The 18,649-nt window shown below is 36.6% G+C and carries 14 protein-coding genes and 1 pseudogene; all 15 read right to left on the bottom strand.

Going from position 1 to position 18,649, the window contains the following annotated elements:
- Positions 1-22: 22 nt before the first annotated feature.
- Positions 23-2,185 carry a heavy metal translocating P-type ATPase gene (locus tag PYW37_RS08585; RefSeq protein ID WP_023189635.1) on the bottom strand — a complete coding sequence of 721 codons (2,163 nt, stop codon included), beginning with the start codon at positions 2,183-2,185 and terminating at the stop codon, positions 23-25.
- 185 nt (positions 2,186-2,370) lie between these two features.
- Positions 2,371-2,571 (bottom strand): heavy-metal-associated domain-containing protein, encoded by a 201-nt coding sequence (locus tag PYW37_RS08590; RefSeq protein ID WP_021722979.1) that lies wholly within the window; start codon positions 2,569-2,571, stop codon positions 2,371-2,373.
- Between the two features lie 15 nt (positions 2,572-2,586).
- Positions 2,587-3,042: a CopY/TcrY family copper transport repressor gene (locus PYW37_RS08595; RefSeq protein ID WP_003132584.1), complete on the bottom strand. Its 456-nt coding sequence runs from the start codon at positions 3,040-3,042 to the stop codon at positions 2,587-2,589.
- 120 nt (positions 3,043-3,162) lie between these two features.
- Positions 3,163-4,026 carry an L-serine ammonia-lyase, iron-sulfur-dependent, subunit alpha gene (gene sdaAA, locus PYW37_RS08600; RefSeq protein WP_012897488.1) on the bottom strand — a complete coding sequence of 288 codons (864 nt, stop codon included), beginning with the start codon at positions 4,024-4,026 and terminating at the stop codon, positions 3,163-3,165.
- Between the two features lie 19 nt (positions 4,027-4,045).
- Positions 4,046-4,717 (bottom strand): L-serine ammonia-lyase, iron-sulfur-dependent subunit beta, encoded by a 672-nt coding sequence (gene sdaAB / locus PYW37_RS08605; protein WP_012897487.1) that lies wholly within the window; start codon positions 4,715-4,717, stop codon positions 4,046-4,048.
- Positions 4,718-4,829: 112 nt separating this feature from the next.
- A complete protein-coding gene (locus PYW37_RS08610; RefSeq protein ID WP_015426135.1) occupies positions 4,830-6,833 on the bottom strand; it encodes an NAD(P)/FAD-dependent oxidoreductase in 2,004 nt (667 codons plus the stop codon).
- A 161-nt stretch (positions 6,834-6,994) separates the two neighbouring features.
- Positions 6,995-8,236: pseudogene (locus tag PYW37_RS08615) on the bottom strand (NAD(P)/FAD-dependent oxidoreductase); the annotation flags it as partial.
- A gap of 130 nt (positions 8,237-8,366) precedes the next feature.
- Positions 8,367-8,729, bottom strand: coding sequence for a hypothetical protein (locus PYW37_RS08620; protein WP_023188831.1), 363 nt, complete (start codon positions 8,727-8,729; stop codon positions 8,367-8,369).
- Between the two features lie 159 nt (positions 8,730-8,888).
- Positions 8,889-9,692: an alpha/beta fold hydrolase gene (locus tag PYW37_RS08625; protein ID WP_017864342.1), complete on the bottom strand. Its 804-nt coding sequence runs from the start codon at positions 9,690-9,692 to the stop codon at positions 8,889-8,891.
- Between the two features lie 251 nt (positions 9,693-9,943).
- Positions 9,944-11,305 (bottom strand): glycoside hydrolase family 1 protein, encoded by a 1,362-nt coding sequence (locus tag PYW37_RS08630; RefSeq protein WP_023188832.1) that lies wholly within the window; start codon positions 11,303-11,305, stop codon positions 9,944-9,946.
- Positions 11,306-11,389: 84 nt separating this feature from the next.
- A complete protein-coding gene (locus PYW37_RS08635) occupies positions 11,390-12,808 on the bottom strand; it encodes a PTS sugar transporter subunit IIC (RefSeq protein WP_044009630.1) in 1,419 nt (472 codons plus the stop codon).
- A 414-nt stretch (positions 12,809-13,222) separates the two neighbouring features.
- The gene (locus PYW37_RS08640) at positions 13,223-13,978 is read right to left on the bottom strand and encodes a MurR/RpiR family transcriptional regulator (RefSeq protein ID WP_003132572.1); all 756 of its coding nucleotides are present in this window, start codon (positions 13,976-13,978) and stop codon (positions 13,223-13,225) included.
- A 265-nt stretch (positions 13,979-14,243) separates the two neighbouring features.
- Positions 14,244-16,733 (bottom strand): leucine--tRNA ligase, encoded by a 2,490-nt coding sequence (gene leuS / locus PYW37_RS08645; protein WP_023188834.1) that lies wholly within the window; start codon positions 16,731-16,733, stop codon positions 14,244-14,246.
- 70 nt (positions 16,734-16,803) lie between these two features.
- Positions 16,804-17,475 (bottom strand): helix-turn-helix domain-containing protein, encoded by a 672-nt coding sequence (locus PYW37_RS08650; RefSeq protein WP_023188835.1) that lies wholly within the window; start codon positions 17,473-17,475, stop codon positions 16,804-16,806.
- Between the two features lie 72 nt (positions 17,476-17,547).
- Positions 17,548-18,522, bottom strand: coding sequence for a ribose-phosphate diphosphokinase (locus tag PYW37_RS08655; RefSeq protein WP_011835531.1), 975 nt, complete (start codon positions 18,520-18,522; stop codon positions 17,548-17,550).
- Between the last annotated feature and the right edge of the window lie 127 nt (positions 18,523-18,649).

Below are 18,649 nucleotides of genomic sequence, written 5' to 3' on the forward strand. Positions count from 1 at the left end.
AATTCTAAACAAAAAACGTTGATTATTCAACGTTTTTTATTTTTGTTTTTGTCAAAAGTAAGGAATTCAAAATAACAGAAACTGATGATAAACTCATTGCTGCTGCAGCGAGCATTGGATTGAGTAATCCAAAAGCTGCAAGCGGAATGCCAATGACATTATAAACGAAAGCCCAAAAATAATTTTGCTTAATTTTGGAAATTGTTTTTTTAGCTACTTCAAAGAAAGTGGAAATTTTATGAAGCTGACCGCTAGTAACAGTCACATCACCAGCTTCCATAGCTATATCTGACCCAGTTGCCATTGCCAGCCCGACGGTTGCTGACGCTAAAGCAATAGCATCATTGATTCCATCACCAACCATCATTGAATTTGAGCTATTTTGCACAATTTCTGCTTTTTCTTCAGGTCTTAAACCACTTTTAACTTCATCTAAATGAACAAGTTTTTGAATTTTTGCTGCCGAATTTTGATTATCTCCTGTCAACATAACAGTCTTTAGACCACGTTTTTGCAAGGTCTGAATTGTCTTAAGCGCATCATCTTTGAGACTTGAACTAAAAACAGCCATCGCTAATAATTTTTCTTTATTTGCCAAATAAATGACCGTATCATCTGTTTCTGGGACTGACAGGTTTAAGTCTGTCATTAATTTATCATTGCCCGCAAAATATTCCTGACCATTAATTTTAGCAGAAAGTCCACGACCCGCAAGTTCTGATAAATCTGTCAGTTCATATAAATCACCTTGAAATTTAAGAGATTTAGCCAAAGGGTGATTAGAGTGAGCTTCTAGACTAGCCAATAATTTAAACTTATCACTTGCTAGTTTTTCTTCAATAGAATTAAAGCTGTCAGTAACTTTTTCACTTTCTGTCAGCAATTTAAAATCTGTCAGTTCAAATTCACCTGTTGTAATTGTCCCAGTTTTATCAAAAAATACTGTTTTAACTAATCCGGCAAGTTCCAAAGCATTGGCATTTTTAATCAACAAACCATTTTTAGCAGCCAAACCAGTCCCAGAAATAATGGCAGTTGGTGTAGCTAAACCAAGCGCACAAGGACAAGCAATGACCAAAACTGCTACTGAATGCATGATTGCTGTCAGTAAAATTCCACTGACAGCCCAAGTCGCAATGAAAGTTATCAGAGCAATAACTAACACAACTGGCACAAAAATCCCTGAAATCTTGTCAGCTAATTTTTGAATGTTTGGTTTTGAGCCTTGTGCTTCACTCATCATTTCAACCATTCTTGAAATTGTTGAATCATTTAAATCATGAACAACAACCGCTTTAACTTCACCATCTAAATTAATTGTTCCTTCAAAAATGACTTCATCATCCATTTTTACAACAGGTAAGGCTTCACCTGTCAAAATAGATTCATCAAAAGATGCTTTGCCAGAAAGAATCATCGCATCCAAAGGCACTTTCTCTCCTGGCAAAATGCGAATCACTTGTCCCATTTGAACTTCTTCAATCGCTAAATCAGTCGATTCCGTATGAACAAAAGTTGCTCGACTAGACATTAATCCAGTAATTGCTTGCGTTGTTTTCTCTTTTGCATTATGTTCTAAAAGTTTACCCATGACCACCAAAGTGATAATTACCATCGATGATTCAAAATTCAAAGCATTCGCTTGGCTCATAAAAACAGCCAAAATCAAACTCGAAAAGTAAGCAACCGAAGTTCCTAAAGCCACTAAAACATCCATATTTGCCGATTTATTTCGCAAAGCATGATAAGCGCCAACATAAAAGCGCCAACCAATAACGAATTGTACTGGAGTTGCCAAAATCAATTGTACGATTGGTTCATGTAAAAACATGACCCAATTTGCATGTACTCCGAAGATATCAGCAAACATTGCAACTACTAAAGGTAAAGTCAAAATTAAAGCAATCCAAAAAGACAAAGCCAAATTTCTTGCTTTTTTTGCAGCTTGACGTGCAATTTTTTCCTGATGAGCTTTGTCATTAACAATGGCTCCATAACCCGCTTTTTCCACTAAGTTAATAATTTCTTGGTCAGAAATATTATCGTCAGCAACAATTTTGGCTTTCTCAGTCGCCAAATTTACCGTTGCTTCCATAATTTTATCTGACTGATTCAATGTTTTTGAAACTGTATTTACACAATTTGCACAGGTCATTCCTGTAATTACAAATGATTGACTCCGCATTTTTACCTCTTCTATATTTTATCTCTAAATATAGTTTACAACTGTAAACGAAAAAAGTCAAGAAAAAATCATCTCCATTTGGGGAATGAAGATGACCTGTTATTATTTAGTAAAACAATATTTGGGGTTTGCTTTACCAATTTCATTCTAGCAAATTTAAATTCAATTCACAAACGAAGTGTTTTTTAAATTACTTTATAACCAGCCTCTGCAACGGCAACAGCCATTTTATCCATATCTGCTGGGGCAGAAAATTTAACTAGTGCTTCATTTTTTTTCAAAGAGACTTTCGCTTTTTCAACACCCTCAATAGCTTCCAAAGCATTTGTCACATGCATTACACAGTGGTCACAAGTCATTCCCTCAATTTTTAAAGTTTCTTTCATTTTATATTCTCCTTTTTAAGCAGAAATCTGCTCATGTTCATGTTTGCAAGCACAAAGTCCACTTGTTTCTAAGCAATTACAATGTTTTTGTCCTACCACTTCTTTGGCATTAAGTGATTCTTGCAAAAGTTCAATATCCTTTGCCGTCAAAGTCGATTTTTCAATCATCTCTTGCAAAACATTGACATGTTTCGTTTCACAAACTTTTTGGATTAGACCATCGGCCATTAAATTAATAGCCGTACATTCTTCCATCAATGGACGATAAACAAATTTTCTTCCTTCTTTTTCGGTAGAAAGCATTTCTTTTTTTACCAGTCGACCAAGTAAAGTCTTAACAGTGGCCAATGACCATTCTAATTCTTGGGGGATTTGCGCATAAATTTCATCAACTCGCGCTTCTCCCAGAGACCAAATTACACGCATAACGATTAATTCGGCATTTGATACATTAAATTCTACTTCGTTCATTTTTTCTCCTTTCCCTATTCATTTTCATAAGATAAGTTTACACGTGTAAACACTAAAAGTCAAGTATTCAACCTAAAAAATAAAATTCGAATTTTATCATTCGAATTCTTAAGTTTAATCTTAACCAAATAATTCTTCCATAATTTTACGTCCAGTGGGTGTTTGGGCCAAACCACCCTCAGCTGTTTCTCTAAAAGCAGCTGGTAGAGAACGTCCCACATTATACATGGTATTGACCACCTCGTCAACTGGAATCACTGTTTTAACCCCAGCCAAAGCCATATCAGCTGAAATCATTGCTTGTGACGCCCCCATTGCATTACGGTGAACACAAGGGATTTCAACCAAACCAGCAACAGGGTCACAAATTAAGCCTAACATGTTTTGCAAGACAATAGCAATCGCATAGCCTGCTTGTTCTGCAGAACCACCAGCAGCTAAAACGAGTGCAGCTGATGCCATTGCCGAAGCAGAACCGACCTCTGCTTGGCAACCACCCTCTGCTCCAGAAATCGTTGCATTATTTGCAATCGCAAGTCCAAAGGCTCCTGCTACAAATAAAAATTCCACTTGCTGTTCATGACTCAAGTCTAAAGTTTTAATAGCCGAAGTTAAAACACCTGGCAAACAGCCGGCTGATCCGGCAGTTGGTGTCGCACAAATGAGCCCCATTTGTGCATTCACTTCATTGACGGCAACCGCATCACGAGCTGCTCCTAAGATGAGCTCACCCGAAAGTGCTTTGCCTGATTTAATATAATCATCCATCAATTTTGCATCGCCACCAGTAAGACCTGTAAGTGATTTTTTACCAGCAAGCCCCTTTTTAACAGAATCAAGCATCGTTTCTAGGTTATGTTCCATCATTTCCCAAATTTGTTCACGATTTCGTCCAGTTTGTTCCATTTCAATGGCAATCATTAACTCTGTGACCGAGGAATAATTTTTAGAATCCTCGATCAATTCTTCTATATTTTTAAACATATTTATTCCTATACTGCTTTTAATTAAAGAAATTAACGGCGTGCAAACGAGGAATAAGTTTCATTTCCTCAATTACTTCCTTAACATTTGGTGTATCAACTTCTAAAATCATAATCGCTTTTTCACCCTTAGCTTCTCTGGTTACATTCATTTGTGCGATATTAATTTGATGTTCTGAAAGGACACTAGAAACTCTAGCAATCATCCCTGGAACGTCTTCATGAATGACCACAAATGTCGGAACACCAGCCGAAATTGCGATATCAAATCCATTCAATTCTGTCACTTGAATCATTCCACCACCGATTGAAATTCCAGTCACGGTCATTGTTCGATCCCCTTTTTTGGCGATTAAACGTGCGGTATTGGGATGTTCTGCTTTTTCTTCTGGATGTGGAACATAAGAAATTTCCATTCCTTGTTCAAAAGCAAGCTGAGGCGCCATTGGCAGACGTTCATCATCTGTATCCATTCCTAAAACACCTGCAACAAGAGCAACATCTGTTCCATGACCCCGATAGGTTTTAGCAAAAGATTCATAAAGATGAATCTCCAATTTTTCTGGAAGTTCACCGAAAATAGAACGTACAATTTTACCAATTCGAGCAGCACCAGCTGTGTGCGAGCTTGAAGGTCCAATCATCACTGGACCAATGATGTCAAAGACACTTTTATATCTTAAATTATCCATTTAAACCTCAGTTCTTACAAAGATAGTTTTTAAACTATCTTTTATCTTCAAATATCATAACATAATTTTCAAGCTTTTTCAGGCAAAAAAAATAGCTCCGCAGAGCTATTTTCTATTGACGTCCTTTGTAAATTGAACGCGATTGACCATACCATATTTTGGTTAGCCATCTTTGAATCCAAGGTTGAACCCATTTATCTAAACCAAATGAACGACCTGAACCATTCATAAGTGCAATTGCCACTGGAATAAACCAAATGTTAACCCAGTAGAACATTCCTGAAAGTGAGAACATAACAGTCAATGCGGCTGTTGCTGCTGCTGCAATCCAAGTGAACAATCCAAAAATAAGGGCAAGTGCAAGGAAGATTTCAACAATTGACATGAATTTTTGCATAAACAATGCGACTTCACGGTTTGGAATCATAAACTTAAAGATAGGTTCCATCCAATGTGGCACTTTGTCAAAAACAGTCATTGGGTCAGAACCGTAAGCGTATGAGAGACCCCATTCAGTTGCTTTATGAGCAGCTTCGCCACCACCACTTGAAGCGGCCGTTGTTGCTGCGCCTGTAGCACCTGCGGCTGCATCGGCTACACTAGAACTTGATGAAGCAGCTGTTGAAGCGCCTGCGGCTGCGTCAGCTGCTTTTGGTGCTTCTTGCAACCATGAGAATGGGAATTTAAGGTCATTTGTAAACCAAGAACCTTTACCAAACCAAGTCGTTGGGTTGAAGTATTGACCATCACCGACAATTTTCTTAATTGCTTCGGTAAACCAAACCACACCATAGAAAATACGAAGTGGAACAGCCCAAAGTACATTTCCTTGACGTGAAGTATGACCACGCATAAAGTTACGATTATCTTTTACGCGGAAGACTTCATCCAAGGCATAACGCCAGAAATAATGTGCTGAACGAATTTGTAAAGTATAGATAAAGTAAACAATATTCTTCATCAACATTGCCCAGAAACCAGTTAGACGCATGCTACCGATTTTGGCAACTCCCCAAGTTGAACCAATTGAAACCATTGTTCCTTGGTATTTACTTTCATGTTTATGTTTGCTTCCACCATTGATGTCTGCAAGAATATTTGCCGCTGCTGTGTGTGCTGTTTGTTCCGCAGCTTCAACGATTTGTGGTGTTGGACGACCAGTATCTGGTTCAATATATCCTGAAACGTCACCAGCAACATAAATCCCTTTTCCTTCAAAACCAACAGCTTCCATGTATTCATTTGCTTGAAGACGATGTCCACGTTCTGTTTCATTAAGGTCTGTTTTTGCAGCTGTATTTCCTTGAACACCAGTTGTCCAGATTAATGTGTGAGTTGGAAGTTCTTTGGCAACTTTTTCTTCGTCACGCCCACCAACATTTACTTTGATATGATCTTTTGCTACTTCAACAATACCGTGATTTGTTAAAACGTGAACATTTTTCTTTTCAAGATATGCATGAGCTTTATCTGCTTGTTTACGGTCTAAAGTATTAAGGATTGTTGGCATCATTTCAACAACGTTGATTGTGATTTCTTCTTCAGGTATTTTCCAATCTGTTGAAACTTTTTTACGCCAATCAATCAATTCACCTGCCATTTCAATCCCAGTAAATCCTGATCCGGCAACTGAAATTGTTAAAAGAGCACGGCGTTTTTCATCATCAACTTCTGTTGATGCATATTGGACGATTTTTTCCAAATGACGTTTGATTCGCATTGCATCTTCAAGTGACCAAAGTGTAAACCCGTGTTCTTTAACACCAGGAACTCCAAAGTCATTTGGTTCGCCACCAAGGGCAACAATGACATAATCATAGCTATAACGACCATGTTTTGTGATTACTTGTTTGTTTTCTTTGTCAAGACTGACGACAGAGTCAGTGACAAGACTAACGTTTTTACGTTTTCCTAAAAGCTTTTGGAAATCATATTGTACAGTTGTGAATGGAACACGTCCTGCTGCAACTTCGTGAAGTTGAGTCATGGTTGTGTGGTAACTATGTTTGTCAATCAGTGTGATGTCAGCATCTGCTTTGAGCTTTTTAGAAAGCTCACGCGTCGCATGTACTCCTGCAACACCACCACCGATGACTACGATTTGTTTCTTAGTCATTTAGAATGGTTCTCCTACTAGTAATATAATAATAACGTCAGGCACTATTATATCCTTTTTAGAGCAATTTGTAAACTGTTACACAAGAAAAACTTTTCCAAATTTTTTTATGGAAAAGTTTTATATTTATATTTTATTTTAACTTAAATTGCCCCTTTGTGGAAAAGTTGGTCATTGATATATTTGAAGAAATAATGACCAGAACGAATTTCAAAGGTATAAACAAGATAAACCATGTGTTTCATGAATGTTGCAGAAAAACCACTTAATTTTGTTTTTCCAACTGTCCCAACCGCATAGCCTGAACCAATAGAAACCAGTGTTCCACGATAATTTCCAACAAATTTGGTTTTTTCGCCACCTTTAATATCTGCAATGATATTTTTAGCGGCCGTGCTCCCTGTTTGTTCTGCTGCTTCTACAATTTGAGGAGTTGGGCGACCATTTTCGGGAACAATATAACCTGATACATCTCCTGCAACATAGATGCCATGATTTTCTTCGCCAATCGCTTCCATGTATTCATTTGCTTGAAGACGATGACCACGTTCTGTTTCGGAAAGTTGACAAGCTTCTGCTTCTGTATTTCCTTGTACCCCTGTTGTCCAAATTAAGGTATTTCCTGGAATTTCTTTAACAACTTTTTCCTCGTCACGCCCACCAACATTAACAGTGATATGATCTTGTGCTACAGCTGTAATTCCATGATTTACAAGGACATTGATGTTTTTATTTTGAAGGTAAACGAGTGCTTTATCTGCTAAACTACGGTCTAAAATATTCATAATTGTTGGCATCATTTCAACAATATTGATTGTAAATTCAGATTCTGGAATGCCGTATTTTTTAGATGCTTTTTTACGCCAATCAATCAATTCTCCGGCCATTTCAATTCCAGTGAATCCTGAACCAGCCACGCTAAAGGTTAACAATTTTTTGCGTTTTTCTGAATCAGCTTCTTTAGCTGCTGCTTGAACCATTTCTTTCAAATGTGCTTTTATTTTCAAAGCATCTTCAAGTGACCAAAGTGTGAAGCCATATTCGTTAACACCTGGTACACCAAAATCATTGGGTTCTCCACCCATTGAAACGACTAAATAATCATAGTCATAGCTATTTTTATCTGTAATCACTTTTTTGTTAGCTTTATCAAGTTCAACAAGTGACTCTTTTACCACTTTAACGTTATTAAATTTTCCAATTGTTCGATTCAAATGATATTGAACAGCATCTGCCTCAACACGACTCGCTGCAACTTCATGAAGTTGGGTCATTGAAGTTTGAAAATCATGTTTATCTATAACTGTAATTTCTGCATCATTTTTCAAATTTTTTGCAAGTAAGCGTGTGGCTGAAACTCCAGCAAATCCAGCACCTACAATAACGATTTTTTTCTTAGCCATTTCTCTTGGCCTCCTACTAATAATAATTCCAAAAAATATTATACCTCTTATCGAAATAAATATATATTTTTCTGTTTATAAATTTACTTTCTGTAATTTTTAAAATAAAAAACCGCAGTATACGGCTTTTTTAAATAATTGAATAATTTTTTAAGACTTGCCCCTCAGATACACCTAAACATTTCATGAAAGGAAGTATATAATCAATATCTTCAATATTTTTCTTTTGCATCAGTGAAATTCGGCTAATGCCTTGACTAATTTCTACTGTGACTTTATGGTCGTCGTTAATAAAAAGGTGAATACTATCACATGCTCCTTGATGAATACTGACGCCTAAAATTTTTCCTTTTTGAACTTCACAGGTTTGAGCGCCATGGAGATAGCTATCTACTACTAATTTCATTACGGTTGTTTCAATTTTAAAATGCTTTGGTTTTTGCTGATCATCAGTTTTTGAATCTTGGGCAAGCTCCATGTTATTATTTTTCATGGTTTAGCTCCTTTCCATTTCTTAATTCTATTTTATCAAGTTTTATTATGAGAAAAAAATGATATGAAAATAAAATTTATTTAATACTTTTAAGACTATAATACTGCCTTTCTTACTAGTTTAAATTTTACTGACGGTCAGCAAAAAAGACTGACCACATCAGTCTTTTTTTATTTTGTTGAGAAAAACAATGACTGCTTGGTTGAATTTCTCAATTTCTTCCAAATGTAAGATATGCCCACATCCTTCAAAAATTTGAACTTCTGAATTTGGATTGTTTTGTAATTCACGCGCTGCTTGAGCATGAATTGCTGGAAAAATCGGAGATTTCTCGCCGGCAAAAAATAAATGTGGTTTTTTTTCTTGCCCAAGCTCAGGACGCCAATCTTGCAAAATAACATTTTGCAGTAAAGGACGATAGCGTTTGAAATCAAAAGGTTTCATTCCATGTCCCAGTGTTCGTTTTACACTATCTGACAACTTTTTTTGTGTCAAACGAGTTTTTGGAAAATCATCAATAAATACTGACAGCTCTGTCAGTGTTTTCCCATATTGACCATTGAGCCAATCTGCCGATTTGAAGAAAGTTGGGGCCTGATCTTCTGTAATTATTGCTGATACATTTTCGTCAGTAAATAATTCTTCATAAGCCATAATTGTTGCCGCACCCATCGAATGGCCAATTAAGACAACATTTTTTAATTGTAAATAGTCAATTAATTCTTTTAGGTCCATTGCCAAACGGTGTAAAGTCAAGCCATAATCAACTTGTTGTGAATCTCCATGTGAGCGATGATCATAAGTAATCACCCGATAACCAGCATTTACAAATGTTTCTATTTGGGCAAACCATGTAACTTCACTGGACGAATAGCCACCAATTAGAATCAGAGGTTGATTTAACTGATTGCCATAATCATGAAAATTTATTTTTACTAAATCATTTGTTGTAAAAAAAGACATTTTTGTTTCCTCTCAAGCTTTTTCCAATGTTTTCATTGTAACAAAAATTCTGTCAGCACTGACCAATTATGATTTCTAGTAACTGATTATTCTTCAGCCAGATAAAAATACTGACAATAAGTAAAAAAATTCTGTCAGTAAAATTTTTTAATGATGAATTTAAAAACTGACAGCCTAGCTATCAGTTTAATTAAGAGATATGAGTAAATCATAAGTTTTCTATCATTATTTCATCTTTATCACTTATTATTCTAATCCAAATGATCACCATTTGAAGCAAATACATTTTTAAACCAATGAAATGATTTTTTTGGAATACGTTTATGACTTTTTGGATCCACATAAACAGCACCGTAACGTTTATCAATAGCACCAGATGAAGCAGGAATATCAATCAATCCCCAACCAAGATAACCCATAACTTCTACCCCGTCAGTAAATATTGCCTTTTTCATGGCTTCAAGATGTTTCTGATGATAAGAAATTCTCAAGTCATCAGCAATTTTTGTTTTCCCATCCCAGATTTCTGACTGACCAATGCCATTTTCAATAGGAAAAACAGGCAATCCAAATTCATTATATAATCTACTTAGAATTCTTCTAAAGCCTTCTGGGTCAATGGACCAATCCCATTGATTATGTTCAAGCAACGGATTTAATTCCATTCCTTTAGTCAAATAAGAATTTGGTGCATCATTTTCTGTCAGCTGACTTGCATCAAGTAAAATTGAGCGATAATAAGAAAAAGAAATAAAGTCAGAAATTCCATTTTTTAAAATTTCTTCATCTCCTTTTTGAAAATCCATTTGGATGTTCTGATTTTTAACATAGGTCATAACCTCATGCGAATAATGACCAAAAGCATAAACATCACAGAGATTTCGATTATAAAATTCATCAAATTTTCTAAGATATAGATTATCTTTTGGTGAAAAAGTTGCGGGATATATTTCCGTAGTCGCCAACATTCCTCCTATTTTTGCTTCAAAATTTTCATGCAAAAATTGGGTCAATTCACAATGAGCAAGCATGGTGTGATGAAAAACAGTATACATATCAGAGAGTGTCAGCTCTTTTTTCAAAACTCCCGAATAATGCTCAAAACCGTCAGCAAAATAAAGATTATGCTCATTAAAAACAATCCAATATTTGACTTTGTCAGCAAATCTTTTCATCATTTCTTGCCCAAATCTTACAAATGCTTCTTTCACTTTTCGGCTCAAAAAACCATTGTACTTTTCAGCCAGATTTAATGGCATATCGAAATGATAGAGACATATCATAGGCTCAATTCCACGAGCAAGCAAATCATCAATCAGACGATTATAAAAGGCAATTCCTTCCTCATTAAATTCACCATCGCCGTCAGGAACAATTCGTGACCAAGAAATTTGGAAACGATACATATTCATATTCATTTCTTTCATAAGATCTAGATCTTGGGAATAATGATGATAATTATCATTTGTTACTTGCCAATCTTTGGCAGAACGTCCAGCGGTATTCACATCATAGACAGAGGGTCCTTTTCCTCCTTCATTCCAGCCGCCTTCGGTTTGCATTGACGAAGTTGAATTCCCCCAGAAAAAATCTTTTGGCATTTTATTTTCCATTTTGTCCCCTTTTATCTTTAATTTTATAAAAAGAAATCCCGAAGAAAAAGTTTCTCCGGAGTTTCTAATCTCCTTATTCAATTACTAAGCAATAACTTCTTCAACTTCAGCATTTGCTTCTTGTTCTAACAACATTTTGTCATATTTTTTAGCAAATGGAAGATAAATCAAAATTGATTCTAAAAGCGCAATAACTTGCAGCACTGCATATTGCCAGCCTCCGATTAAAAAGCCAGAAATAATTGGTGGAGTGGTCCAAGGAGCGGCAACACCATTCATTGGCGGAACAATGTGAAAATAAATCGCTCCGTAAACCGTAGCCGAAACGACTACTGGAACAAGAAAGAATGGCAGAGCAAGAACTGGATTTAAAACAAGTGGCAATCCAAATAAGAAAGGTTCATTGATATTAAATAAACCTGGGACTAACTCTACTTTACCAATTGACTTCATCTGTTCTGAACGAGCAAAGAAAATCGTAAAGATAATTAATCCAAAAGTAATTCCTGACCCCGAAAGATTAATAAAGTTATTATAGAATTCATTGGTCACAATATGAGCACCATTAGCTAAACTCAATTTGTGAGATTGATAAAGGGATGCATTGGCAAAGGTATTTGGAATCAGAAAGGCAGAGGTAATTGCTCCCATAATAATTCCACCATGAACCCCAAAGAACCAGAAGAATGGAACTAAGAGTGAGATAATAATAATTCCACCAAATGAGCCGCCTAAACCTTGTAGAGGGACAGATAACCAATGATAAATAAAGGTTACTGCATCGGTATGACCAATTTTATCAAATAAAGCATAGACAACCGTAGCAGCGACGACAATTACTCCTGTTGGAATCATTGAAGTGAATTGATTAGCAACATTTGATGGGACTTGTTCAGGAAGTGTAATCTTCCAGCCTGCTTTCATCATTGCTGAATAAGCCCAGCCTGATAGAATACCAATAATAATGGCCGCAATCATCCCTTGACCACCGTTCCAAGTTAAATTGAGCACTCCTGTCACTGGATTATTTATAAAGACTTGCATGGCATGAGGAAGCTTTTCAAAAGCAGCCGTTGCTTGTGTTCCTGTGAGATTCCCAATGCCTGAGGCTTCTTTCCCAGTAGCTAGTGCCGCTGTGATTGGATTTGCAATACTTAGAGATTGAACAATGAAAAATGCAGAGAGAGAAGTTAATCCTCCTTGTAAAGCAACATCACCAAATCCAGCTTCTTTGACATAAGAATAGCCAATACCGACTGCTGCCCAAATCGCTAAAATACCGAATGATACGTTAAATGCTTGGGTAAAAATTGCTGACCAGCCATTGTCTGATAACCATTTTGCCACAGGTGGAATTGGAATATTCGCCAGAATTAAGAAAATTGACCCAACAATGATAAATGGCATGGCAAAAAGCATTCCATTTTTCAAAGCAGTCATCGCTCGTGTATTCACGAATTTCATAATTGGCGGTAAGACTTTATTATTTATGAAGCCGTTCATAAATAAACCTCCTTTAAGATGTGAGCCCGACGGTTCTGAAATGAGGAAAATTGTCTTTTGTGCTGGCGTTTTGCCCCACCAACAAGTGCTTTAACACTTAGCTGGAATGCTCAACGTATTTTATCTATCTACGCAGCAAGCTGCTACACAATCCATTCGCTCTAAGCGACTATCTTTGCTGATTTCATCAGCTACGCTGTCCGTTTTCTCTACTTGCTAAAGCAAGTGATAAAAAGGCAAAGTTGCAAGGCGAATCGCATTTTCACTTATTTCAAGAAGGTCGAACTCAATTTGTTAAGACAGTTCAGATACTTTGAATACTGTACTCTTTTAATTAAACCGCTTACAATATAATAATACCCCTTACAATTTTTTTTGCAAGGGGCTTTTCTATCTTTGTTACCTGTTACAGGATTAGTTACATTTATCAGCTTTTTCCATTGCCTGATGAGCTAGTATTTCAATAAAAGCAATGACTGGGAGCTGAGAAGTCAAATTTTCAAGTGGGTCATAGGCGGAATATTCCGTTTGGAATCCATAAGTTAAATTTATATTTGAAAGTTTGGATAAGGTCGTTTCTGGATGATTTGTAATTGAAATAATCTTTGCTGGCGCTTCCTCTCTTAGCTTGACAACTCGTTCAATAATCTTATCTGTTTCACCCGAAGCGGATAAGACAATGCTTAAAACGTCTGGTGCACCTTTGCCCTTAACGGCCTGATAAGGATCAGAAATGGCATAAGATTCTAAGCCAATATTTGTAAAATAGCGGGCACCATATTCAGCTAAAGCTCCTGAAGAACCTACTCCAATAAAAATAATATAACGAGCTTCTCGAATTAATTTGACAGCTTCTTCTAATTTTCTTCCCGCTTCCTTAGAGGTTATTTTTCGTAAAAATAGGTCGAGTTGTAATAAATTTTCATAGTAATTCACTGGAATTTCTGTCAGTTGATTTTGGTTTTTAAGATAATATTTTAGTTCTACCCAGCCCTCAAAACCAAGTTTTCTGGTCATGCGCATAACTGTTGCTGTGGAAACATGGACAGCTTGTGCAAGCTGTCTGACTGACATTTTATCAATACTTGATAAATTAGATAAGATAAAATTAAATGTCGCAGTTTCTAGTTCATTGAGCGTTCGAACTTGTTCGGGCAAGAAATCAATCATTTTTACTGACCCAACCTTTCTTATGTTGTTGATTATTTATTTGTTATCCTGAGCGAACTCATCAGTAGCGATTTTTATTTAATAAATAAATTACTGACAGAATTTTGAGGGTCAACTCTAAACTCTTCTGTGACTTCCAAAATAAAATAAGCTAGTCGACAAATTGTCAACCAGCTTATTTTACTTTTTTTTCTTTAGCTCTCATTTTTTTTACTGACAGCTAATTATTATAAGATTTAACTGATAAATGTTCAGATTGTCATCTTTATTTTACAACAATATTAACTAATTTATTTGGAACAGCAATTACTTTGACCACGTTTTTACCTTCAAGAGCCTCAGCAACTGATTCACGACCAATTTTTTCAAGTTCTTCACGCGCTAAATCTTTAGCAATTTTAATTTTTGCTTTTAATTTACCATTAATTTGAACAACAATTTCAACTTCTGATTCAATTAATTTGCTTTCGTCAAATGTTGGCCAAGCAACATAAGAAATTCCAGCTTCATTACCTAATTTTACCCAAAGTTCTTCAGCAATATGTGGTGCAAATGGCGCCAAAAGTTGGACAAAGCCATTAGCGTATTCTAACGGTAAAGCTTTTGCTTTATTAACTGCATTAACAAAAATCATTAATTGGGAAATTGCAGTGTTAAAGTACATCAAGTCCAAACGCTCAGTAACATTTTTCACTGTTTCATTGTAAACTTTGTCCAACTCTCCATTATTTTCAGCTTTAATCTCTGAATTTTCAATCATTCGAACAGCTCGGTCTAGGAATTTACGAGCCCCTTCAAGGCCTTCTTCTGACCATGGAATACTTGCATCAAGTGGACCCATGAACATTTCATAAACACGTAAAGTATCAGCTCCATAATGTTCAACAACATCATCAGGATTAACAACATTTTTAAGAGATTTAGACATTTTAGCTGGAGCTTGTTCAAGGGCTTCACCTGTTTCCATATGGTAAAAGCCACTATCACGTTTTTCAACCTTATCAGTTGCAACTAAGGCCCCACGATGATCACGATAAGAGGTTCCGAGAATCATTCCTTGGTTAAAGAGTTTTTGGAAAGGTTCTTTAGTTGGAACAACTCCTAAATCATAAAGCACTTTATGCCAGAAACGAGCGTAAAGTAAGTGAAGAACAGCATGTTCAGCCCCTCCCACATAGATATCAACTGGCAACCATTCTTTGAGAAGTTCTGGGTCTGCCAAAGCTTCGCTATTATTTGGGTCAATATAGCGAAGGTAATACCAACTTGAACCTGCCCATTGTGGCATTGTATTAGTTTCACGGCGACCTTTTAGGCCATCTGCGCGTGTGACTTCCAACCAATCTGTCAAGTTAGCCAAAGGAGACTCACCAGTTCCTGACGGTTTGATATCAGAGGTTACTGGTAAAACAAGAGGAAGTTCATCTTCTGAGAGCGCTGTTGATGTGCCATCTTCCCAATGAATAATTGGAATTGGTTCACCCCAATAACGTTGACGACTAAAGAGCCAGTCACGCAAGCGGTAAGTGATTTTCTTTTTCCCAATTTTCTTTTCTTCTAAAAATTCAATGGCTTTTTCAATCGCTTGTGCCTTGTCAAGTCCATTCAAAAATTCTGAATTAATATGAGGGCCATCTTCTGTATAAACAGCTTCTTCTACATTTCCACCTTCAACAACAGGCAAAATTTCAAGTCCATAGACCTTAGCAAATTCCCAGTCACGTTCGTCGTGAGCAGGAACTGCCATAACAGCACCATGTCCATAAGAAGCAAGAACATAATCTGCAACCCAAATTGGCATTTTACGGCCATTAATTGGGTTAATCGCGTAAGCTCCGGTAAATGCTCCAGTTTTTTCTTTAGAAAGGTCTGTACGGGCTAAATCAGATTTCAAGCTCGCTTTGCGACGGTATTCAGCAACAGCTTCTTTTTGCTCAGGTGTCGTAATAGCATCAACTAAATCATGTTCAGGTGCAAGCACAGCATAAGTTGCCCCAAAAAGGGTATCAGGACGAGTCGTAAAGACTTCAAATGATTTGTCGGTTCCTGCAACTTCAAAAGTCACATCTGCTCCTACTGATTTCCCAATCCAATTCCGCTGCATTTCTTTGATTGATTCAGGCCAATCGACTTCTTCAAGGTCTTCAAGTAAACGTTCCGCATAAGCTGTAATTTTAAGCATCCATTGGCGCATTGGTTTACGAACAACAGGATAACCCCCGCGTTCAGAAGTTCCGTCTGGAAGCACTTCTTCATTGGCAATAGCCGTTCCAAGTTCTTCAACCCAGTTAACAGCTACTTCTGCTTCATAAGCTAACCCTTTTTCATAAAGTTTAGTAAAAATCCACTGTGTCCATTTATAAAAATTTGGGTCAGTTGTATTAACTTCACGTTCCCAGTCATAACTAAAACCTAAGCTATTGATTTGACGTTTAAAGTTAGCAATATTTTCAGCTGTAAATTCTGCTGGGTCATTTCCTGTATCCATTGCATATTGTTCAGCAGGTAAACCAAAGGCATCCCAGCCCATTGGATGAAGAACATTGAACCCTTGAGCGCGTTTGTAACGGCTCAAAATATCAGTTGCAGTATAACCTTCGGGGTGTCCAACGTGAAGTCCTGCACCAGATGGATAAGGGAACATGTCTAGAGCATAAAATTTTGGTTTATTTTTATCTGTTCCTGTACGGAAAGTTTTGTTATCCGCCCAGTATTTTTGCCATTTGGCTTCTATTTCTTGATGATTGTATTCCATATTAAAGATTTGAGTTCAATTTTATTAAACTCAGTTCCTTTCTCATAATATTGCTAATGTAAATTGTCTTTTATAATAAATTATAAGCGAGAGTTAGGTCACTTCCCGAAAGCTGTAAGCCATATTTTTGCTCATATTTTTTGATTTTATTAATCAGCGTATTTCGATGAACATAAAGTATTTTTGCTGCTTTCGTTTGATTGCTACTTGCTTTATACATTGCTTCAACTAGTTTTTGGTCTTCAGGATTTTCTAATAAATCTTTACGGATTTCTTGTAAAATTCTATTTTCTGATAGATTTAGACTTTCTGATAAAATGTATTCACTAAAAGTTTGCTGACTTTCAAAAATTTTGTATTCTTCAGAGTATGCTTCAGAGAGTTTATTTTTCTCGACAAAACGGCCAACATAAGCCGTCACCTCTTCACCCATATCTTGCGAAAGCGTTTGAAAAATATCAAAAAGTTCTGAGTTTGTGGGACTATCAGTTGAAAATGCTTCTATCACAATTTTTTCTTCCCCAATGCTTTTTACAAAATCAGGTAAAAGTAGCTTTAAAGTATTTTCCAATTCTTCAAAATTATTTCCTGAAAATTGTAAAATACGATAGCGGCCATTAGGAAGTTTATCAGTCTTCAATTTTCTGTCAGTAAAAATCAATTCTGTCAGTAACTTTTCTCGCTCTGTCAGTTGACTGGGGTCAACTTTCTCGTAAAGTTTTCTAATTTTTTCTAGTTCCATTTTTTAAAAAAGCGACCTCTGGTCGCTTGAAGTCTTATCCTAAATCCACTTTGAATTCCAACAATTACTAGTTTAGATTTGTTCTGAAGGAAGATGTAATTCAAAGAGTGGTGACAATGGACGGCGTTCGTGAATACGAATAATCGCATCAGCAAGCAAGTGAGCAATTGAAAGTTGAACAATTTTTTCACTTTGACGTTCTTCTGGCATTTCAATAGTATCCAAAACAACGAGTTTAGTAATTGCTGAATTATTAATTCTCTCGATAGCTGGTCCTGAAAGTACGGCATGAGTACATGAAGCGTAGACTTCTGTTGCACCAAGTTCTTTAAGGGCATTGGCCGCTAAAGTAATTGTTCCAGCCGTATCAATCATGTCATCAATCAAGATACATTTTTTCCCTTGAACATCACCGATGATATTCATAATTTCTGCCACATTGGCACGAGGACGACGTTTATCAATGATAGCAAGTGGTGCTTTCAAGAAGTTTGCTAACTTGCGCGCACGTCCTACTCCACCATGGTCAGGCGAAACGACAACGATATCATCACCAGCAGAAACCAATTGACGACGGAAATATTCAGCAATCAATGGTGAACCCATAAGGTGGTCAACTGGAATGTTGAAGAATCCTTGAATTTGTGGTGCGTGAAGGTCGAAAGTAATTAAACGGTCGGCACCAGCAATTTGAAGCATGTTTGCTACGAGTTTTGATGTGATTGGTTCACGAGCACGAGCTTTACGGTCTTGACGAGCATAACCATAGTAAGGTAAGACAATGTTAATTGATGCAGCAGAGGCACGACGCAATGCATCCATCATAATCAAGAGTTCCATCAAGTTATCATTGACAGGGTCACTTGTTGATTGAAGGATAAACACATGATCACCACGAACTGATTCGTCAATATGAACGACAGTTTCGCCATCCGAATGTGCACCAACACTTACTTTTCCAAGCTCAATTCCAATTTCTTTAGCCACTTTTTGGGCTAATTCGTGGTTAGAAGAGAGCGAAAACAACTTCAAATTTGAATACGACATGAAGAGCCTTTCTTTAATTCCTACAGAACATAGCAGTTCTATTTTATGTAATTCTATTTTACATTAAATTCTCAATTTTTTCAAACGCTCATCGGCTTTATTTTAATGGAACCGTTGACAAGTAAAA

This window comes from Lactococcus lactis (genome assembly GCF_029023865.1).
Lineage (GTDB): Bacteria > Bacillota > Bacilli > Lactobacillales > Streptococcaceae > Lactococcus > Lactococcus lactis.